The sequence below is a fragment of the Enterobacter sp. NFIX58 genome, assembly GCF_900110475.1.
Taxonomy (GTDB): domain Bacteria; phylum Pseudomonadota; class Gammaproteobacteria; order Enterobacterales; family Enterobacteriaceae; genus Enterobacter; species Enterobacter quasiroggenkampii.
The window spans coordinates 717593-736440 of the sequence record NZ_FODW01000001.1 but is presented as its reverse complement, the minus strand read 5'-3'; the positions used below and the strand labels follow the sequence as shown (position 1 = coordinate 736440).

General features: G+C 54.7%; 23 protein-coding genes. 15 read left to right on the top strand and 8 right to left on the bottom strand.

Annotated features, from left to right (window positions below):
• Position 1 precedes the first annotated feature (1 nt).
• From paaH to BMW97_RS03515, 8 genes are all read left to right on the top strand, one after another.
• Positions 2 to 1426, top strand: a complete 1425-nt coding sequence (gene paaH / locus BMW97_RS03550; protein ID WP_045910433.1) for a 3-hydroxyacyl-CoA dehydrogenase PaaH — start codon at positions 2 to 4, stop codon at positions 1424 to 1426.
• Entirely contained in the window at positions 1416 to 1838 is a 423-nt protein-coding gene (gene paaI, locus BMW97_RS03545; protein ID WP_008502373.1) for a hydroxyphenylacetyl-CoA thioesterase PaaI, read from the top strand. The genes paaH and paaI overlap by 11 nt, the downstream gene beginning before the upstream one ends.
• A complete protein-coding gene (locus BMW97_RS03540) occupies positions 1838 to 2974 on the top strand; it encodes a thiolase family protein (RefSeq protein ID WP_090392537.1) in 1137 nt (378 codons plus the stop codon). The genes paaI and BMW97_RS03540 overlap by 1 nt, the downstream gene beginning before the upstream one ends.
• A gap of 27 nt (positions 2975 to 3001) precedes the next feature.
• A complete protein-coding gene (gene paaK / locus BMW97_RS03535; protein ID WP_090392535.1) occupies positions 3002 to 4318 on the top strand; it encodes a phenylacetate--CoA ligase PaaK in 1317 nt (438 codons plus the stop codon).
• A 185-nt stretch (positions 4319 to 4503) separates the two neighbouring features.
• A complete protein-coding gene (paaX, locus tag BMW97_RS03530) occupies positions 4504 to 5439 on the top strand; it encodes a phenylacetic acid degradation operon negative regulatory protein PaaX (RefSeq protein WP_028016008.1) in 936 nt (311 codons plus the stop codon).
• Between the two features lie 9 nt (positions 5440 to 5448).
• On the top strand, positions 5449 to 6045 hold the full coding sequence (gene paaY, locus BMW97_RS03525; protein WP_045910436.1) for a phenylacetic acid degradation protein PaaY: 597 nt from the start codon (positions 5449 to 5451) through the stop codon (positions 6043 to 6045).
• Positions 6046 to 6147: 102 nt separating this feature from the next.
• Positions 6148 to 6891, top strand: coding sequence for an SDR family oxidoreductase (locus BMW97_RS03520; RefSeq protein WP_045910437.1), 744 nt, complete (start codon positions 6148 to 6150; stop codon positions 6889 to 6891).
• Positions 6892 to 6943: 52 nt separating this feature from the next.
• On the top strand, positions 6944 to 7426 hold the full coding sequence (locus tag BMW97_RS03515; protein ID WP_045910438.1) for a glutathione peroxidase: 483 nt from the start codon (positions 6944 to 6946) through the stop codon (positions 7424 to 7426).
• An 89-nt stretch (positions 7427 to 7515) separates the two neighbouring features.
• On the opposite strand, the gene BMW97_RS03510 is transcribed toward BMW97_RS03515, so the two are convergent.
• Positions 7516 to 8415, bottom strand: coding sequence for a LysR family transcriptional regulator (locus BMW97_RS03510; RefSeq protein ID WP_045910623.1), 900 nt, complete (start codon positions 8413 to 8415; stop codon positions 7516 to 7518).
• A 128-nt stretch (positions 8416 to 8543) separates the two neighbouring features.
• Here BMW97_RS03510 and BMW97_RS03505 point away from each other — a divergent pair, with 128 nt between their 5' ends.
• On the top strand, positions 8544 to 9116 hold the full coding sequence (locus BMW97_RS03505) for a flavin reductase family protein (protein WP_045910439.1): 573 nt from the start codon (positions 8544 to 8546) through the stop codon (positions 9114 to 9116).
• A 240-nt stretch (positions 9117 to 9356) separates the two neighbouring features.
• Here BMW97_RS03505 and BMW97_RS03500 read toward each other — a convergent pair whose 3' ends face one another.
• Both BMW97_RS03500 and BMW97_RS03495 read right to left on the bottom strand, forming a co-directional pair.
• On the bottom strand, positions 9357 to 9818 hold the full coding sequence (locus BMW97_RS03500; protein WP_008502363.1) for a GNAT family N-acetyltransferase: 462 nt from the start codon (positions 9816 to 9818) through the stop codon (positions 9357 to 9359).
• Positions 9819 to 9881: 63 nt separating this feature from the next.
• The gene (locus tag BMW97_RS03495; protein WP_045910440.1) at positions 9882 to 10484 is read right to left on the bottom strand and encodes a helix-turn-helix domain-containing protein; all 603 of its coding nucleotides are present in this window, start codon (positions 10482 to 10484) and stop codon (positions 9882 to 9884) included.
• Between the two features lie 43 nt (positions 10485 to 10527).
• Here BMW97_RS03495 and BMW97_RS03490 point away from each other — a divergent pair, with 43 nt between their 5' ends.
• On the top strand, positions 10528 to 11223 hold the full coding sequence (locus BMW97_RS03490) for a B3/B4 domain-containing protein (protein ID WP_045910441.1): 696 nt from the start codon (positions 10528 to 10530) through the stop codon (positions 11221 to 11223).
• Between the two features lie 21 nt (positions 11224 to 11244).
• Positions 11245 to 12138, top strand: coding sequence for a dihydrodipicolinate synthase family protein (locus BMW97_RS03485; RefSeq protein ID WP_045910442.1), 894 nt, complete (start codon positions 11245 to 11247; stop codon positions 12136 to 12138).
• A gap of 125 nt (positions 12139 to 12263) precedes the next feature.
• Here BMW97_RS03485 and BMW97_RS03480 read toward each other — a convergent pair whose 3' ends face one another.
• The 3 genes from BMW97_RS03480 to BMW97_RS03470 form a co-directional block, all read right to left on the bottom strand.
• Positions 12264 to 12701, bottom strand: coding sequence for a VOC family protein (locus tag BMW97_RS03480; RefSeq protein ID WP_072052296.1), 438 nt, complete (start codon positions 12699 to 12701; stop codon positions 12264 to 12266).
• A 13-nt stretch (positions 12702 to 12714) separates the two neighbouring features.
• On the bottom strand, positions 12715 to 13152 hold the full coding sequence (locus BMW97_RS03475) for a VOC family protein (protein ID WP_045910444.1): 438 nt from the start codon (positions 13150 to 13152) through the stop codon (positions 12715 to 12717).
• A 79-nt stretch (positions 13153 to 13231) separates the two neighbouring features.
• Positions 13232 to 14392, bottom strand: a complete 1161-nt coding sequence (locus BMW97_RS03470; RefSeq protein WP_045910445.1) for an MFS transporter — start codon at positions 14390 to 14392, stop codon at positions 13232 to 13234.
• A gap of 130 nt (positions 14393 to 14522) precedes the next feature.
• On the opposite strand from BMW97_RS03470, the gene BMW97_RS03465 reads away from it, so the two are divergent.
• Both BMW97_RS03465 and BMW97_RS03460 read left to right on the top strand, forming a co-directional pair.
• On the top strand, positions 14523 to 15059 hold the full coding sequence (locus BMW97_RS03465; RefSeq protein WP_045910446.1) for a MarR family winged helix-turn-helix transcriptional regulator: 537 nt from the start codon (positions 14523 to 14525) through the stop codon (positions 15057 to 15059).
• Positions 15060 to 15083: 24 nt separating this feature from the next.
• The gene (locus BMW97_RS03460; protein ID WP_090392533.1) at positions 15084 to 16007 is read left to right on the top strand and encodes a LysR substrate-binding domain-containing protein; all 924 of its coding nucleotides are present in this window, start codon (positions 15084 to 15086) and stop codon (positions 16005 to 16007) included.
• A 47-nt stretch (positions 16008 to 16054) separates the two neighbouring features.
• On the opposite strand, the gene BMW97_RS03455 is transcribed toward BMW97_RS03460, so the two are convergent.
• The gene (locus BMW97_RS03455; protein ID WP_045910447.1) at positions 16055 to 16525 is read right to left on the bottom strand and encodes a hypothetical protein; all 471 of its coding nucleotides are present in this window, start codon (positions 16523 to 16525) and stop codon (positions 16055 to 16057) included.
• Positions 16526 to 16775: 250 nt separating this feature from the next.
• Here BMW97_RS03455 and BMW97_RS03450 point away from each other — a divergent pair, with 250 nt between their 5' ends.
• The gene (locus BMW97_RS03450; protein WP_045910448.1) at positions 16776 to 17453 is read left to right on the top strand and encodes a DUF1963 domain-containing protein; all 678 of its coding nucleotides are present in this window, start codon (positions 16776 to 16778) and stop codon (positions 17451 to 17453) included.
• Positions 17454 to 17593: 140 nt separating this feature from the next.
• Positions 17594 to 18070, top strand: a complete 477-nt coding sequence (locus BMW97_RS03445) for a WbuC family cupin fold metalloprotein (protein WP_045910449.1) — start codon at positions 17594 to 17596, stop codon at positions 18068 to 18070.
• A 65-nt stretch (positions 18071 to 18135) separates the two neighbouring features.
• Here BMW97_RS03445 and BMW97_RS03440 read toward each other — a convergent pair whose 3' ends face one another.
• Positions 18136 to 18678, bottom strand: coding sequence for a cysteine hydrolase family protein (locus BMW97_RS03440; RefSeq protein WP_045910450.1), 543 nt, complete (start codon positions 18676 to 18678; stop codon positions 18136 to 18138).
• Between the last annotated feature and the right edge of the window lie 170 nt (positions 18679 to 18848).

Below are 18848 nucleotides of genomic sequence, written 5' to 3'. Positions count from 1 at the left end.
GATGCTGAACATACGGACTGTCGCCGTGATCGGCAGCGGCACGATGGGCGCAGGGATTGCCGAAGTCGCCGCCAGCCATGGTCATCAGGTTCTGATCTACGACATCTCCAGCGATGCGATATCACGTGCCATCGACGGGATCCGCCAGCGTCTGGCCTCCCGGGTGACGCGCGGAAAGCTTTCCGCCGATGCCGGCAGCCAGATCCTTGCCCGGCTGGTTCCCGTCACCGATATTGACGCGCTTTCCGCGGCCGATCTGGTGATTGAAGCGGCCTCCGAGCGGCTGGAGGTGAAAAAGGCGTTGTTTGCGCAGTTGGCGGAGATCTGCCCGCCGCAGACGGTGCTGACCAGCAATACCTCTTCCATCTCCGTCACGGCGATAGCGGCGGACGTCCACCACCCGGAACGCGTCGCAGGCCTGCACTTCTTTAACCCGGCGCCGGTCATGAAGCTGGTGGAGGTGGTCAGCGGGCTGGCGACCTCCCCGGAAGTGGCCGACGCGCTGTGCGAGCTGGCGCTGAACTGGGGCAAACAGCCCGTTCGCTGCCAGTCAACGCCGGGGTTCATCGTCAACCGCGTCGCGCGTCCGTTCTATTCCGAAGCCTGGCGCGCGCTGGAAGAACAGGTCGCTCCGCCGGAGGTGATTGACGCCGCCCTGCGTGAAGGCGGCGGCTTCCCGATGGGGCCGCTGGAGCTGACCGACATGATTGGTCAGGACGTCAACTTTGCGGTGACCTGCTCGGTATTTAACGCCTTCTGGCAGGATCGTCGTTTTCTGCCTTCGCTGGTTCAGCAGGAACTGGTGCTGGCAGGAAGGCTGGGCAAAAAGAGCGGAAAGGGCGTGTACGACTGGCAGGGTGACAAACCTGACGTGCAGTGGGTTGAGTCGGTGAACGACAGCTATAGCCCGATGCGCGTGGAAAAAAGACGTGACGGTGTCACGGAAATAGATGATGTCTATCTGGTTGAAACGCAGGGCGAGACCGCGCAGGCGCTGGCGCTACGGCTCAACGGCCCGGTGGTGGTGGTCGACCGGATTGAGCGTGACGTGGCGGTCATTGCCGCTGCCGCCAGTAACCCGCATACCGCGACGCAAAAAGCCATTCGCTACCTGCAGCAGCAGGGACACCGGGTGGTGCAAATTGCCGATTATCCCGGCCTGCTGATCTGGCGGACGCTGGCGATGATTGCCAACGAGGCGCTGGATGCCCTGCAAAAAGGGGTCGCCAGCGAGAAGGACATCGACACGGCCATGCGCCTGGGCGTGAACTACCCGAGCGGGCCGATCGCCTGGGGCGAGCGTCTGGGCTGGCAGCGCCTGCTGACGCTGCTGGAGAACCTGCAGCGTCATTACGGCGAAGAGCGCTATCGCCCCTGTTCACTGCTGCGCCAGCGCGCGCTTCTGGAGAGTAGCTATGAGTCATAACGCCTGGCATAACGCCCGCACCATGTACGAACGGGACGCCTGCGCGCAGGCGATGGGGATGGACATTGTCGAGATGGACGAGGGCTACGCGGTAGTGACCATGACCATCACTCCGCAGATGCTGAACGGCCATAAAACCTGCCACGGCGGCCAGCTGTTTTCGCTGGCGGACACCGCTTTTGCCTACGCCTGCAACAGCCAGGGGCTGGCGGCGGTAGCCTCCGGCTGCTCGATTGACTTTCTGCGTCCGGGCTTCGCTGGGGACACGCTCACCGCCACCGCGCGGGTGAAGCATCAGGGCAAACTGACCGGCGTGTATGACATTGAAATCCAAAACCAACAACAGAAAACCGTCGCCCTTTTTCGCGGAAAATCTCACCGCATCGGCGGCAGCGTGACAGGAGAGGCCTGATGCGTGACGCATTTATTTGTGATGGCGTTCGAACCCCGGTGGGCCGCTACGGTGGCGCGCTTTCCGCTGTTCGAACTGACGATCTCGGTGCCGTGCCGCTGCGCGCGCTGCTGGCCCGCTATCCGCAGCTCGATCTGGAGCGGATTGACGACGTGATCTTCGGCTGCGCGAACCAGGCGGGTGAAGATAACCGCAACGTGGCGCGTATGTCGTCGCTGCTGGCCGGGCTGCCGCAGACGGTGTCCGGAACCACCATTAACCGCCTGTGCGGGTCGGGGCTGGACGCGATTGGTTTTGCCGCGCGCGCCATTAAGGCGGGCGACGGCGACCTGCTGATTGCGGGCGGCGTGGAGTCGATGTCCCGCGCGCCGTTTGTGATGGGCAAAGCTACCGCGGCGTTTCAGCGACAGGCGGAGATCTTCGATACCACCATCGGCTGGCGATTTGTGAATCCGCTCATGCATCAGCAATTCGGAACTGACAGTATGCCGGAAACGGCAGAGAATGTAGCTGAATTGTTAAATATCAGTCGTGCCGATCAGGACGCCTTCGCGCTGCGCAGCCAGCAGCGTACCGCGCAGGCGCAGCAAAACGGCGTTCTGGCGCAGGAGATTGTCCCGGTGCCGGTGCCGGTGCCGGGTAAAAAAGGGGCGATCACTGAGTTCAGCGTGGATGAACATCCGCGCGCGGACACCACACTCGAACAGCTTGCCGGGCTGAAAACGCCGTTCCGTAAGAACGGGGTGGTCACGGCCGGAAATGCCTCCGGGGTTAACGACGGCGCGGCGGCGCTGATTGTCGCCAGCGAGAAGATGGCGCTCGGCCCGGTACCGGCCACCCGCAGGGTGCTGGAGCGCGCCGGACTCAGTATTCACGATATGGACGTCATTGAGCTTAACGAAGCTTTCGCCGCGCAGGCGTTGGGCGTGCTGCGTCAGCTGGGCCTGCCGGATGACGCCGCGCACGTCAACCCGAACGGTGGCGCGATTGCGCTGGGCCACCCGCTGGGCATGAGCGGCGCCAGGCTGGCGCTGGCCGCGAGTAACGAACTGCACCGACGCGGCGGGCGCTACGCGCTGTGTACGATGTGCATCGGTGTGGGTCAGGGCATTGCCATGATCCTTGAGCGTGTTTGAGCATAAAAACAATGTGAGTACCCTACAATGACAAATACAACAAAGCTTGATCCGATTGAAACGGCCTCCCTTGACGAGTTACAGGCGCTACAAACCGCGCGTCTGAAATGGACGCTGCATCACGCCTATAACAACGTGCCGATGTACAAACGCAAGTTTGATGCTGCGGGCATTCATCCTGACGATTTCAAAGAGCTGGCGGATATCCGTAAGTTCCCGTGCACCACCAAGCAGGACCTGCGGGATAACTATCCGTTCGATACTTTCGCCGTGCCGATGGAGCAGGTGGTGCGCATTCACGCGTCATCCGGCACCACCGGCAAACCGACGGTTGTCGGCTACACGCAGGGTGACATCGACAACTGGGCCAACCTGGTGGCGCGCTCCCTGCGCGCGGCGGGCGGCAGCGCGAAGGACAAAATTCACGTGGCGTATGGCTATGGTCTGTTTACCGGCGGGCTGGGGGCGCACTACCGGGCGGAGCGTTTAGGCGCGACGGTGATCCCGATGTCCGGTGGCCAGACGGAGAAACAGGCGCAGCTGATCCGTGATTTCCAGCCGGACATGATCATGGTGACGCCGTCCTACTGCCTCAACCTGATTGAAGAGCTGGAGCGCCAGATGGGCGGCGATGCCAGCACCTGTTCCCTGCGCGTGGGCGTCTTCGGCGCCGAGCCGTGGACGCAGGCCATGCGTCGTGAAATTGAAAAACGCTTAGGGATTACGGCCCTGGACATCTATGGCCTCTCCGAAGTGATGGGGCCGGGCGTGGCGATGGAGTGTATCGAAACCGTCGACGGCCCGACCATCTGGGAAGATCATTTCTACCCGGAGATCGTCAACCCGAACGACGGCACGCCGCTGGATGACGGCCTGCAGGGCGAACTGCTGTTCACCACGCTGACCAAAGAGGCGCTGCCGGTGATCCGCTACCGCACCCGCGACCTGACGCGTCTGCTCCCGGCAACCGCGCGCAGCATGCGTCGTATGGATCGGATCAGCGGCCGCAGCGACGATATGCTGATCATTCGCGGCGTCAACGTCTTCCCGTCGCAGCTGGAAGAGGAGATTGTGAAGTTCGAACACCTTTCTCCGCACTACCAGCTTGAGGTGAACCGTCGCGGACATCTTGATTCACTTTCTGTGAAGGTGGAGCTGAAAGAGAGCAGTCTGACGCTGACGCACGAGCAGCGTTGCCAGGTGTGCCACCAGCTGCGCCACCGTATTAAGTCGATGGTGGGGATTTCCACCGACGTGACAATCGTGAACTGCGGCAGCATCCCGCGCTCGGAGGGCAAAGCCTGCCGGGTGTTTGACCTGCGTAAAGTTGCGGCCAACGGTTAAAACAACACCCCCCTCATCCTGGCCTTCTCCCCGAAGGGGAGAAGGGACGGTACGGTGCGGTCTTTTGCCTCCTCAGAAAGGGCGAAGGGACTGCTCGGTGTGGCATTTTCCCCTCTCCCCTCTGGGGAGAGGGTCAGGGTGAGGGTCCTATGCTATGATTCATCCAGGACAAAAATAACAACAGAATGAATCACATGAATAAACTCGACGCCTTTATCCAGCACGCGGTCAGCTCTGTTCCCGTCAGCGGGACCTCGCTTATCTCCTCGTTATACGGTGACGCGCTTTCCCATCGCGGCGGTGAGATTTGGCTCGGCAGCCTGGCTGCCTTACTGGAAGGCATGGGGTTTGGCGAACGGTTCGTGCGTACCGCGCTGTTTCGCCTCAACAAAGAGGGCTGGTTGGACGTCTCGCGCATCGGGCGACGCAGCTTTTACCGCCTGAGCGATAAGGGGCTGCGTCTGACGCGTCGCGCGGAGAATAAGATCTACCGCGCGGAACTGCCCGCCTGGGACGGTAAATGGTTATTGCTGCTCTCCGAGGGGTTGGATAAAACCACCCTGGCCGACGTTAAAAAGCAGCTGATCTGGCAGGGGTTTGGCACGCTGGCGCCGAGCCTGATGGCCTCGCCGTCACAGCATCTGGCGGACGTGCAGTCCCTGCTTCACGATGCCGGCGTGGCGGAAAACGTGATTTTCTTTGAAGCCCACTCGCCGCTGGCGCTCTCGCGCGCCGCGCTGCGTTCACGCGTAGAAGAGTGCTGGCAGTTAACCGAGCAAAACGCGATGTACGAGTCGTTTATCAGCTCATTCCGGCCGCTGCTGCCGCTGCTGAAAGAGGCCGCGCCGGAGGAGCTGACGCCGGAACGCTGCTTCCAGATCCAGCTGCTGCTGATTCACTTTTATCGTCGCGTGGTGCTGAAGGACCCGCTGCTGCCGGAAGAGTTACTGCCTGCGCACTGGGCGGGACAAAGCGCCCGACAGCTCTGCATTAATATCTATCAGCGTGTCGCGCCGGGGGCGCTGGCGTTTGTCAGCGAGAAGGGCGAAACCTCTGTCGGCGAACTGCCCGTGCCCGGCACGCTCTACTATCAACGCTTTGGTGGTCTTACAAGCGCATAAGGAGGGAAGATGCCTGTTTATCAAATTGACGGCCTGACGCCGGTCGTGCCGGACGAGAGCTACGTTCATCCCACAGCGGTGCTCATTGGTGACGTGATTCTGGGCAAAGGCGTTTACGTCGGTCCCAATGCCAGCCTGCGCGGTGATTTTGGCCGTATCGTGGTGAAAGACGGGGCGAACATTCAGGATAACTGCGTGATGCACGGTTTCCCGGAGCAGGACACGGTGGTGGAAGAGGACGGGCACATCGGCCACAGCGCCATTCTTCACGGCTGTGTGATCCGCCGCAATGCGCTGGTGGGCATGAACGCGGTGGTGATGGACGGGGCGGTCATTGGTGAAAACAGCATCGTCGGCGCGGCGGCGTTCGTTAAGGCCAAAGCGGAGATGCCTGCCAACCATTTGATCATCGGCAGCCCGGCTAAGGCGATCCGTGAGCTGAGCGAGCAGGAACTGGCCTGGAAGCAGCAGGGCACGCGGGAATACCAGGTACTGGTGGAGCGCTGCAAGCTGACGATGCATCAGGTCGAGCCGCTGCGCGAGGCTGAGCCTGAACGCAAGCGGCTGACGTTTGACGAGAATTTACGGCCGAAGTCGGCGGTGTAGGACGGGAAGTTCGCGCCACGGCACTAACGGGAAGATGTTACCCCGCCTCACCATGCTATAAATCCTCCGACACAGACTCATCACGATAAAGGACGCAGAGTTATGCTGAGAGGAAAACGCGCTGTTATCACGGGTGGCGGCGGGGGATTTGGTCAGGCGCTGTGCGTCTGGCTGGCGCGAGAGGGCGTTGACGTGGATTTTAGCGCCCGTCGGGTCGAGGATATAGAAAAAACCTGTGCCCTCATCGCGGCTGAAGGGGGTGTGGCAAGAGGGTATCTTTGCGATTTAGCCCAGCCGGAATCCGTTTCTCAGTTCTCTTCGCAGGTCTTACATGCAGACAGGCCAATCGATATTTTACTACTGAATGCTGCTCAGTGGCTGTCAGGGACTCTAGACGAACAATCGAGCACAGAAATCGTCAATACCGTCAGTTCAGGCCTGACAGGTTCAATCCTGCTCACCCAGGCGCTGCTATCAGGAATGCGACGCTCAGACGGCGCAGACATCATTGCGATTATATCCGCATGCGGTATTCCGAACTTTACAGATTCCATTGCCCATCCCGCTTTTTTTGCCAGCAAACATGGAATGAGCGGCTTTATCACCAAACTGTCAAAACAATTGTCCCGGGAAAATATAAGGGTGACCGGCTTGTATCCACCCGATTTTGAACTTACCGGGTTAGATGCGCTTGTCGACGATCGCTCACGAATGGGGGAGCGCTTAATGAATGGACGATCTGTCTGGGAAACGGTGCGTTTTGTGCTGACTCAGCCCCGTAGCTGCCACATTGGTACCGTCTACTTTCAGGGGCCCACTCGCGAAGATCTGGAATGTCAGTCCTGAACCTCGTATTTTTGTATCCACCTCTCGATTTAGCAGAACAGGGACCACACAGATGACGCGCTTTTACGAGTTTACCGCTACCAGCCTTGATGGCCGGCCGATCTCAATGGCCGACTATGCGGGTAAGGTGGTTCTGGTTGTTAATACGGCCAGCCAGTGCGGCTTTACGCCCCAGTATGCGGGTCTTGAAGCACTGTTTAAAAAATACGCCGATCAAGGGCTGGTGGTGCTTGGCTTCCCCTGCAACCAGTTCGGTAAGCAGGAACCTGGCGGTGCCGACGACATCTCAAAGACCTGTTACATTAACTACGGCGTCAGCTTTCCCATGTTCGAGAAAGTCGAGGTCAACGGTGCCGCAGCACATCCGATTTTTCGTTATCTGAAAGACGAATTGTCTGGCGTGCTGGGTGGGCGGATTAAGTGGAACTTTACCAAGTTCCTGATCGGGCGTGACGGTAAACCCCTCAAGCGCTTTGCACCGGTGACCACGCCCGAGAAAATGGAGGAGGTAATTGTTGCGGCACTGGGAAGGTGAGTGTTTTTGTCGCTAGAGCCATCTGTTTGTCGGGGATAGCCGATATTCTGATGTCCGCTCTGTGCCAGATGCGGACCTCGAGGAGAATGTTATTTTGATGCGAAATATTTGCGTAATATTTTTTCTAATAACGAGAAAACGACCGTCACCCTTTTGGGAGTAATCAGCTGGTAAGGCCGATATAAATAAAATTGCCATTTCTCCTGTCGCAGTTCTGGCAATGGGGGAACAAGTTGGCCGCTTGCTAAGTACTCCCTACAGATAAAGTCGCTGGACTGTACAACCGTTCTCCCGGCCAATGCAGCCTGAATTTCGGCATATGGATCTGTAGTATAAAACTCAATATGACGAGGGACAAAAGTATTTACTGCGTCACTCATAAACTCAAATGATTTTCCCGTTTCAGGATTAATTAAACCACTAAATGGATAACGCTGTCGAAGATCTTCTAAATCAGTAGGTGCTCCCAGTCGCTCAATAAGTTCAGGGGATGTAACCAAAATATGTTCAACTTGTCCGATATTTTTAATGATAAAGTTTGGATTAGGTTCTCGCCCTACGCGTATACCTATATCGATACGATGCTCAATAGTATCAAGTTTCATCATATCTAAACGCCAGTCGATAAATAACTCAGGATAGGGACGTAGTGCAGTCAATAGTTCATACAAGATTTGTTCATGATTTGGAAATCGAAGTAATGTGATACGAACAATACCCTTCATGTCATTATCATCTTTCCCTGTCTGAAATAGTTTTTCAGAATCTTCAAGCAGTCGCTTCGCTTGGGGTAAAAATAGTTCGCCGAAACTGGTGAGAAAGATCGAACGAGTATTGCGTTTGAATAAAGGTTCACCAAGTTGTTTCTCCAGCTCAGCGACTGTTCGGGTTACTACTGATGGTGAAACCGACAGCTTGATGGCTGCTTCGCGGAAGTTCAAGGTCTCAGAGGCGATGATAAAAAATTTTAGAGCGTCAAGTTTGTCCATGATTATTGTGAAATCTGCAATAATGTATTTTGATAATAGCAATTAATTTGCAACTATTCCAGCCATATAATAGAACAATCAAATAAGTAACCTGTCTTACTTTTTATCAGAACTCAAAAGAGTAAACTATGTCAATTCAACCAGTAGAGTTAAACAAAGCCTATCGTTTATTACAGGTCGGGCCAACGACGATGATATCGGCTAAAAATGATGGCATTGAAAATGTCATGGCAGCGGCCTGGGTGGGATTAGTAGGCAATAACAAAGTGATGGCTTTTATAGGTCCACAGGCATTTACTCGCGGACTTGTAGAAAAAAGCGGATATTACGTTGTACAGATCCCAGTAGTAAATCAGATGGAAATGGTTTTATATGCTGGAGGTCACAGTTATTCCGACACGCCCGATAAAAATAGTAAAACCCCACTATTTTATCAGAAAGAGTTTGATCTGCCTTTAGTTGAAGGTTGCGCTGGCTGGTTAGTATGTAAGGTCATACCCAATGAAGAAAATGAAAAGCAGCACAACTTGTTCATGGGGGAAATTGTCGGAGCATGGAGTGATGACCGCGTTTTCAAAAATGGGCACTGGATTTTTGATGATGCACCAGATGAATTACGTACTGTCCATTACGTTGCTGGCGGACAGTTTTACGCCATTGGCAAAGGGACAAAATTTAATTATGGGCCGGGAAAAGACTAATCCTTACTTCTGCATAAATGTAGCCATATAACATGGCTACATAGAGGTAGTAGCATAAAAGAACAACCTACTTAAGATGTTTGCTTCTCACTCACAGCGGACCTTTAGCTCAGTTAGCATATCCGCTCAGTGCCAGAAGCGGATGTCGTAAGATTCGTTCGGCTAAAAGAGCAAATTCTTCTGCATCAGAGTGACAGGCCCTGCGGATTCACATTTATCATTACTCTCTGAAAAGTACTTTTATTTTTGCCCGGGGTTACGATAAATATCGGGTCGATTGATTTGCCAGACAAAATCTGGTCGGTTCAATGGGTTATACCCCAGCTTCTGGTATAACCATGGCGCGCTGTCGGTTACCAGCATTATCCGTCGCAGACGTGACAACAATGGATGGGCATGACAGCATTCAATCAGCCAACGTCCAAGACCACTTTTCTGATAATCGTTCAGCACGTAGACGTCACACAAATAACCAAAAGTGGCATAGTCTGTGACCAGACGGGCGAAGCCGATTTGTCTTGTTCCATCCAGGAGCGCGAAACAAAGGCTGTTCTGGATTGATATCCTGACCGTTTCAGCATCAATACCAGGAGCCCAGGACGATTGCGAGAGGTAATCGTGAATGGCTTCCAGCTGAAAAAAGCTGGGATCGGTTGTGACAATAAATTTGTCTTTGGTAAAACGCAGATGCTGATTATTCACCGAACTCCTCCTTTTGGGCTACTTGTGATGAGGCACAGGGCTGTCCTCTATGCCGGGGAATGCTCAGGATGCTTTTTCATGTACTGTCATGATAAATACCAGCGGGTTCTCCCCCTGGTTTTCATAGAAATGAGGAACGTCCGTTCTGGCGGTTGCCGAACAGCCAGTATTTACCCGATACACGTGTTCCTGTACGCCGAGTGTGAGCGTGCCCGACTGCACATAAAACAGTTCAAGCGTACCTTCCGTGTGGCCGGGGGACGCAAACTTTTCCCCCGGCTGCATTTCCCACATCCAGAGCTCGGTCATATCAGGGCCACCCGACCCTGCTAGCAATCTTGCTCTCCCGCCTTTTTCACCTTCCCACAATTCAGGGATCTCATCTTCAGCGATGAGATGCACGGTCGGTTTTGAACTGACATCCACAAAATCAGCCACTGAAACCCCCATTGCGGCAGCCAGGCGGCATAGCAGGGCAATGCTGGGATTCGCCCGGCATCCCTCTATCTCAACCAGCGCTCCCTTGCTGACGCCTGCCCGACGCGAGAGTTCATCAAGGGAGATTTTCTTTTGCTTACGATACAGTTTTATTCGCTGCGATACGGCTTCATTCACGGAACTGGCGATCGAATTTGCATCGGTCATTAAATTGACTTTTTTGGTCATTGGTCATTATCATGGAATAAATTGGTCATTACAGGATTATCACGTGCTAACAGTATCGCCGTCAATTGCCCCTGAAATTTATCGTATTGCTCCCGGTTTTCGGGCACTCAGCATCTGCGTAAAAGCTGCGCCAGTGCTTAATCCCGACACTGGAGAAATGGCGCTGCGTGAAGCCTGTGAAGCCGTTCTGGCCGGTGAACCAGAGTGGGCGGACTCTCATCTGGCGGCATGGGCCGACGTTTTTCAAAAGTTTGGTGCTAAACCTAAACGCACTCCTTGCTCAGCGGATGCGTTACGCAAGCGCGTGTTACGTGACGGAACGATGCCAGCGCTCGATCCTATCGTTGATCTTTATAATGCCGTTAGTCTCCGCTATGCCGTTCCGGTTGGTGGAGAGAATCTCTCTGCCTATCAGGGGGCGCCGCGTCTGACTGTCGCAAAAGGAACAGAGCCTTTTGATACCGTCAAAGAGGGAGAGGCCACCGTTGAGTATCCTTCACAAGGCGAGGTTATCTGGTGTGATGATATCGGCGTGACCTGCCGTCGCTGGAACTGGCGACAGGGGATCAGAACCCGCTTAGGCGTGGAAGCTCAGGAAATGTGGTTCATTCTGGAGAGTCTCCCGCAGATGCCGCTGGATAGACTTCACGAAGCCGGGAAGATGCTGACCGACGGCCTGGAAAAAATGATGCCCGGTCTGTGGTTTGAAGTTGCTCTCATCGAAGAACAACAGCAGTAATACCCTTCAGGAGAAACAGTTATGTTTACCGGTTTGTCGGCGTTTCCATTAACCCCAGTCACTGCCAGCGGCGTAGATGAAAAGGGTTTCAGCCATATTCTTTCCCGTCTTACAGACGCTCGGGTTGATTCTATGGGCATCCTGGGGTCAACCGGAAGCTACGCCTATATGACCCGGGAGCAGCGCAAGCGCGTAGCAACGCTGGCAAAACAGCATGCAGGGAACATCCCCGTTATGGTGTGTGTGGGAGCGGTCAGTACCGATGCCATTCTGCATCTGGCAGATGATGCACAGGCAGCTGGTGCGAATGCGCTGTTACTCCCGGCGGTCAGTTACCAGCCACTCCGTGACGAAGAAGTCTTCTCACTCTTTGAGACCGTTACCCGGCACGTTTCTGTACCGGTGTGTATCTATGATAATCCGGGCACTACGCATTTTACCTTTACGGATGAACTCCACGGTCGTCTCTCCTCACTTGAGGGGGTTCGCTCGGTCAAGATCCCTGGCGTCCCGGATAGCCCCGCTGCAGCGATTGAGCGGGTGAATGCGTTACGTCAACATTTGCGCCCTGGCGTAACAATCGGTATTAGTGGCGACGCTTATGCGGGGCTGGGATTAAACGCCGGTTGTGAAGTGTGGTATTCCGTGTGTGGCGGTCTGTTCCCTGAGATGGCGAAACAAATCACCGAAGCTGCGGCGGCAAACGATCATCAACGCGTTACAGCCCTGACAACCCGCCTCGAGCCGTTGTGGTCGCTCTTCCGGAAACATGGGGGAAGTATTCGCGTTATTGCCGCTGCTGCTGGTGTGCTTGGGCTTACCGACATGGATTGCCTGCCTCGACCTCTGCAACCATTGTCAGCTGGTGATATCGCGGATATTGCCCATGTGATAAGCATGCTGGAGCTGAAGTGATCTCTCCGCAGGACGGGGTGTCTACCGGTCCTTTTGAAACCTGGTGGGGGATCAATCGTCAGATGTTTGACACAAGTTCTTTAGGTCCGCTCTTCGCTAAAAGCGGACCATACTTTAAAACTTTATTAGTGACGTGACTCTTCCTCTCCTGAGAGCGTATCTGCATCAGGTGAATAATTCCGGTAAACGCATGCCAGTTTATGCCCGTCAGGATCGCGCAGATAGGCAACATAAAAATCGGGGCCGTAGGCGGTTCGTGTACCGGGCACGCCTTCATCCTTTCCTCCTGCACGGAGGCCCGCTGCATGGAAGCGTCTGACAATTTCCCCGTTATCGGCTCTGAATGCGAACATTGTCCCGTTTCCCGCCGTCGCGGGTTGCTGGTCAAAAGGAGGACAAATGCAGAAGCTAAATTCGTCATCCGGATGATTTTCGTTTCCCCACATTGCCCAGCTATCAGTCCAGGCGGGCAGACGTGAATAGCCCAGCACGTTAAAAATAGCGTCATAAAAGTTCACGGCGCGCTGAAAGTCATTTGTCCCTATCGTGATATAAGCCAGCACCTTATAACATCCTCTATCCACGCAGCCACGGCGTAATCGTTAGTCCGGTCAGCAAGCCTTCCGGGCTGAGCAGGCGAGTGACGGTTTGCCCCCACGGTTCCGTGCGGTTGGCGACTAACAACCGATAGCCTTTTTCACTCAAAACACGGGTAGCGGAATCGAGATCCTGCACCTCATATTCAATCCATCCCTGCGGTATAGGATGCTCCAGGGGCCATTGCGCTTCACCAAAACAGGACGTTGCCGCCTGTGACAGCGGCCAGACGGCAAAATGCTTCACGCCCGGTAAGCGTCCCTCTTCAGTGAGCAGATAATCGGCATTGCCCTCCATCGGCTTCAGCGGCAGTCCGAGAGTCTGGATATAAAACGCGGTGCTGGACGCTGTATCCTGTGAAATAGGCCCGAACCCGGCGACGAACATGACATCAATTCCCGGTAACGTCTGCGACATATCCACTCCTTAATAGCCTGAAATAATGGAATTTAGCGTAGAGCCTTCTGAAATACGACTCTCAATTCTGGTATCGCATTCACCGCGCCTGCACGTTCACGGTGGGTTTGAAAGTGAACGCGATAACGATCAACAGCACGACTCCTGCACTCATCACTAACCAGGCGCTGGTCAGCGAGACCGAACTGTCGCGAACGATCCCTGCAACTAGCGGCATGAGCGCGGCGATCATATATCCTCCTCCCTGAACTTTAGACAGTAACTTCCCGGCCTGCGCGGGCGTTCGCGCATGATCGAACGTGACGATAAGCGACAGCGGGAAGAGGGCGCCGATACCGATGCCAAGAAGCAAGGTTGATAAGACCGGCGTGGTACCTGGAGAGAAGACCAGACACAGTAATCCCGCGAGCAGCAGTAACAGTACAGTTATCAGCGGAACACGGCGGTCGGGGAATTTACCGATCAGCGCGGAGACGGCAAACCCGGCGGCCACCTCGGTTAAGGTCAGCCAGGCCAGCATATAGCCGCTGCTGCGTGCTGACCATCCTGCCTGAATATAGAGCGGGGGCAGCCAGGCTAAGACCAGCGTGTAGGCACCCGTCCCCACGCCAAAAAAGAGCAGAAGGAGGCCAGTCCGGGAGGAAGAGAGCGTAACGGGTTCATGTGCTGTTTGTTCCCCTTGAGGCTGTTTAACCAGGGGTAACCACAGCATCAGCGCCAGCAGCGCGAGCACGCCTGCCATAGCCAGCGCGGGCTTGAGCGAGAGCCATGAAAACAGCGGCTCGGCGCTGGCGGCGGCGACTGCCGCACCGGCCATAATGCCCGTGCTGAATAGCGACATGATCGTGCTGGCCGTTTGCGTATACGCCTTTTTTATCAGGGCAGGCATTAACGCCTGGATCGTGCCGATGCTGGCCCCGCCCAGTAACGCGGTGCCCATCAAACCTGTCAGCGAGGTGCTAAAACCGCGTAATGAACAGGCTACCAGCAGGATGAACAGCCCGAGCATTATTCCCCTGACGGCACCGATCCTGGCTAAAAGCCAGGGGCCACACAGGGCAGCCAGTCCCATCATCGCCACCGGCAGGGTAGTCAGCAGGCTGAATTGCGTCGCGGTCAGCCCCGCTTCGCGCTGCAGCACGGAGAAAAGAGGGCCGACCGAGGCCAGAATGGGGCGCAGGTTCAGCCCGACGATAAAAGCGATAACGGCGAAGAGTAACGGTGATGTACGTTTCAACATGGCATCCTTTTCGGTTGTGAATGGCCCAGGCAAATTGCCGCGAGCATTTATCTTAACGTTAAGATAAAATCTGTTTTAGTGTAAGATGTACCGCACAACTCGATAAATTGCCACGCCATCCGGGGTGAAGATGAAAGACCATGTAGACTTCGTTGTCGGCCAGTGGAGCAGCGCCATGCCTGAGCTGGACGCCTCGTCGATGAAAATTTTTGGCCGAATGCTCAGGCTGATGAAGCACCTGGGAAAAGAACGCGCGCAGGCCATGGCGCCGTTTGGCTTTCGTGAGGGCGAGTTTGACGTCCTCGCCACGCTGCGTCGCGCCGGGGAGCCGTACTGCCTTTCGCCCACGCAACTGTATACATCCCTGTTGATCACCTCAGGGGCGATGACGAACCGGCTCAACCATCTTGAACAACAAGGCCTTATCAGGCGGATTGCCGATCCTGATGACAAGCGCAGCTCGCTCGTCAGCCTGACGCCGCACGGGCAGGAGCGTATCGAACAGGCGCTGCTCGTACACACGGAAACGCAAAATGCGCTGCTGAGAAACCTCTCTGAGGCGCAACGCGCGCAGCTTGAGTCCCTGCTCAGGGTGCTGCTGCTGACGTTTCCGGCTGAGGAATGGGATGAAACGTCACCGAGTGCCGATAATACAAAACCTGCATGATTACACCTGACAAAAAGGGAACATATGTCTTTACCGCCACTGTATGCGCTGCGCGCGTTCGAAGCTGCCGCACGGCTGAACTCCTTTAGCAAAGCGGCTGAAGTCCTGAATATCACGCCGGGGGCGGTCAGCAGGCATGTCCGGACGCTTGAAATGTGGTTTGACTGCGAGCTGTTTAAACGGCAGGGTCCGAGAGTGGAGGTCAGCGACGCCGGGCGCATTCTGGCCGGGCAGCTTAGCGAAAGTTTCTCGAATATTGAGTGGGCCTGTCGCGCATTCAAAAGTGAAAACCACCTTCTGCGCCTCAAAGCCCCCAGCACCCTGACGATGCGATGGCTCCTCAATGTGCTTAAATCCTTTCGCGAGAACCACGCGAAGCCGAAAATCGAAATCGCCAGCGTCTGGATGGACTTCGACACCGTTGACTTCAGCCGCGAGCCCTACGATTGTGCGATCCTCCTCGGTAACGGTTATTTCGGCGAGTCAACGGAGAGCCGGCTGCTGTTCAGCGAATGGCTTATTCCGGTTTGTACGCCGTCTTTGCTGGAGCCTGCCCGGCATCAGCTTCCAGAATGCGATCTTATTCATCCGTCACCGGACAGACGGGACTGGAAGCGCTGGCTGAAAAGGACGGGCTTATTCCCCGGCCTCGACATGAGCGGTGGGATCGTGTTCGACACCCTGGAGCAGGGAAGCCTTGCTGCCATGCACGGACACGGCGTAGCGATGGCCGATCTCCGGCTCACGCTCGACGCGTTGAAAAGCGGCCTTCTCGCGCTGCCCTTCAGGGAGGCGATAGCAACAGGGGACGGTTACTACCTTGTCTGGCCCAAAAATTCGCTCAGAGGACAGAGTATTGAACGGTTGCTGACCTGGCTTAACCTTAATGCGCCAGTGGTGCCCTCTTTGGATATTGTCTGTCTTGATTTCAATGAAAAGCGGATTTAATAAATAGCGGAATATTAACAGGGAGATATTCCGCATAGTGAACGTATTTATGCGTAGGGAATATTTGCCATCTTTTTATATCTTTCCGGCAGGGCGCTGTTCAGATTGAGTAATTTATCCAGTATATAAAGAGCGGGCGTTCCCTTTGCGCGTTCAGCTTCGATCAGCGCAGAACGTAACAGATTGGTAGCCGATGTCATTTCACGGAAGTACTTCTCAGATTCAGGCGTCTGAACTTCACCTGACCCCACGTAACGCACCCGGGGCCAGTCCGCGAAGTTCAGAACCGGAAGGATCCCGTCGTCTTTGGGTAAATGCGCAGAGAGTAACTCTTCGGCGTTACGCGGATTGCTTTGAGCGAAAGACAGAAGATGCAGGCGATGAATAAAGGGTGAAAGCACCTCAGCGCTATCGCCTTCTGACGAAAGTAACGTTATTAACGCATGTATATTTTCACCCGCGATGTTTTTTTCAGGTGAGATCATTTTCATTAGATGAAATAAGACATCGAGTGTCATACGTACTCCATAGACTTGCAGGTGTATTTATTATTTGAGTTTCGCTCCCTGTTCCAGGTCAGGAAGAGATTGGGAATGAAGGGATGGTATTTCAATGCGATCAGGTTTGAAAAACGAGAAATAGTGGGAATCAATGTGAGTTTTACTCAACATAGGTTTTATTATTCAATGAGATTCTCCAGATGTGATGATTAACTTACAATGAACAGCAGAATATCTATCCGACAAGCGTCTACAGAGGCGAGCAAACATGAGATTAGAGAGTGCGTCAGTTTTAGAAGAACTCCGGACCAGGCTAAGACCCGCATCGGTCGCGCAGGTCGGTGGGTTTCGGCCGCCTGAAGATCCCATTACGTCATGGTTTCTGAAGGGCGTTTCTCGCGTAGATGAAGGATTACCCACCTGGAAGGGCAAACCAATGTTTCCACTTCTTCAGATCAGGATCGACGAGCTTCCTGTTATTCCTGACCAGTTGAAGGGCATAGCCCTTCTGGTGTTGTTTCACAATTTGGAACAACATCCCTTTGACGAACCGCACGGTGAAGGATGGTTAATTCGCGAGTATGCCACCCTCGAAGGGCTTCAGCCATTGCCTGAATTGGACACACCGTATCGGCCGTTTCCAGTTCAATGGCTGAGTGTCATTGACGATGCACCTGGATGGGAAGATGCCTGGGATATTATTGATCTCTCTTGCGCAAATGATGATGAGCAGGCCAGTGATAGTTTTTTTGAAGATTTCAATCGCTACAGGGGAACCAAGGTAGGGGGATTTCCGACTGAGATACAACACGGTGTGGGAATCGAAGAGTTTGTTTTTCAGGTTGGGTCAGAAGAAAAAGTAAACTGGATGTGGGCGGATAACGGTATCGGTTACTTTCACCGGTCATCAGAAGGGGAATGGCGGTTTTCATGTCAGTTCTACTGATGAGCTTCCTGCCGGGGGATTGACCACTCACCCGGCAGTGATTTGTTTCACAAATCCCATCGCTCCTCGACCGTTCAGGATGGTATAACGTCTTGCGGCAATCGGGTTGCCGTAGACAGCCCACATTCCTAAAGGTGTATATGAAACAAATTACTTTCAGTGACCTGCAGCAGCAAAGCGAGCAGGCCGCACATTCTCCTCGCTTACGCGCCCATCGTAATTTACACCCTGAACTGAGCGACCCGGTGCAGCGCCTGGCCATTGCAATGGAACCTGGTACCTATGTTCGCCCCCATCGCCATCCTCACACCTTTGAACTGCTGACGGCGCTGAGCGGTCGCTTTCTGGTGCTGAATTTTGACGACAGCGGCAACGTGACCCGGCGTGTGGTGTTAGGTGAAGAGTGTAAAGTGCTGGAGATGGATGCCGGAACCTGGCATGCCGTGCTGTCGCTGGATAAAGGTGGCGTCATTTTTGAGGTTAAACACGGGGGGTATCAGCCCGTGCCCGAGCATGATACCGCCCCATGGTCACCGGCAGAAAACGAGCCTGGCACCGAGAAGCTGATGCGATGGTATGCTCAGGCACAGGTGGGTGACGGTGGGTTTACCCTGTAATTATTCTCTTATGTGCCCGGCGCGCGGAAAGGCGAGCCGGGTAAAGAGATAAGCGCTCACGCGAGTCAACTCACCGTATTAAAAAGCCAGTCACGAGCAGTCGAGAACGTCACGAACGGGCCTGCCAGCGTGCTGTTGTGATGGGCAATAATGTCGCTGGCGGATAAATAGTCATTATCCATTGTGGTATGCGCATCTGAAATTAATACCGTCCTGAAACCTAGTTCCGGTGCGGCCCGGCAGGTCGTATCGACGCAAAACTCTGTTTTCATCCCGGCAATGACCAGCTGTTTAATACCTCGCTGATTAAGTTCTCGCAGCAATACCGTATCCCGAAAACAGCTGGGATAGCGCTTGGTGAAAACAACGTCCTGCTCCTTCACGTCCAGTTCAGGTATCAGCTGGGTTAACGGCCCCTTTTCTGAGAAGGGGGAGCCGTCAGGCCCAATATGGCGGGCAAAAAAGACGGGCACCTGCGCGTCTCGGGCGTTGGCGATTAACAAGCGGATATTGGCCAGAACGGCATCGGCGGAGCGAGGGGAAACCGGGCCCCGAAAGAGGCCCTGCTGCATGTCGATAATCAAGAGAGCATTGTCAGATGAAACCATTTTCTTTCTCCATTCAGAGGGTGGTGAACGGAGAGAGATTTCCCCGTCCATGTCGGCGGGGATTGAGGTTCTGTTTGTCAGTCGTTTGCTACAGATACACTCACGCCGCCGAAGGGTCCGGTGGTGGTGAGGGTGGTTGTTGGCTGAACTGACGTAAACATATTATGACC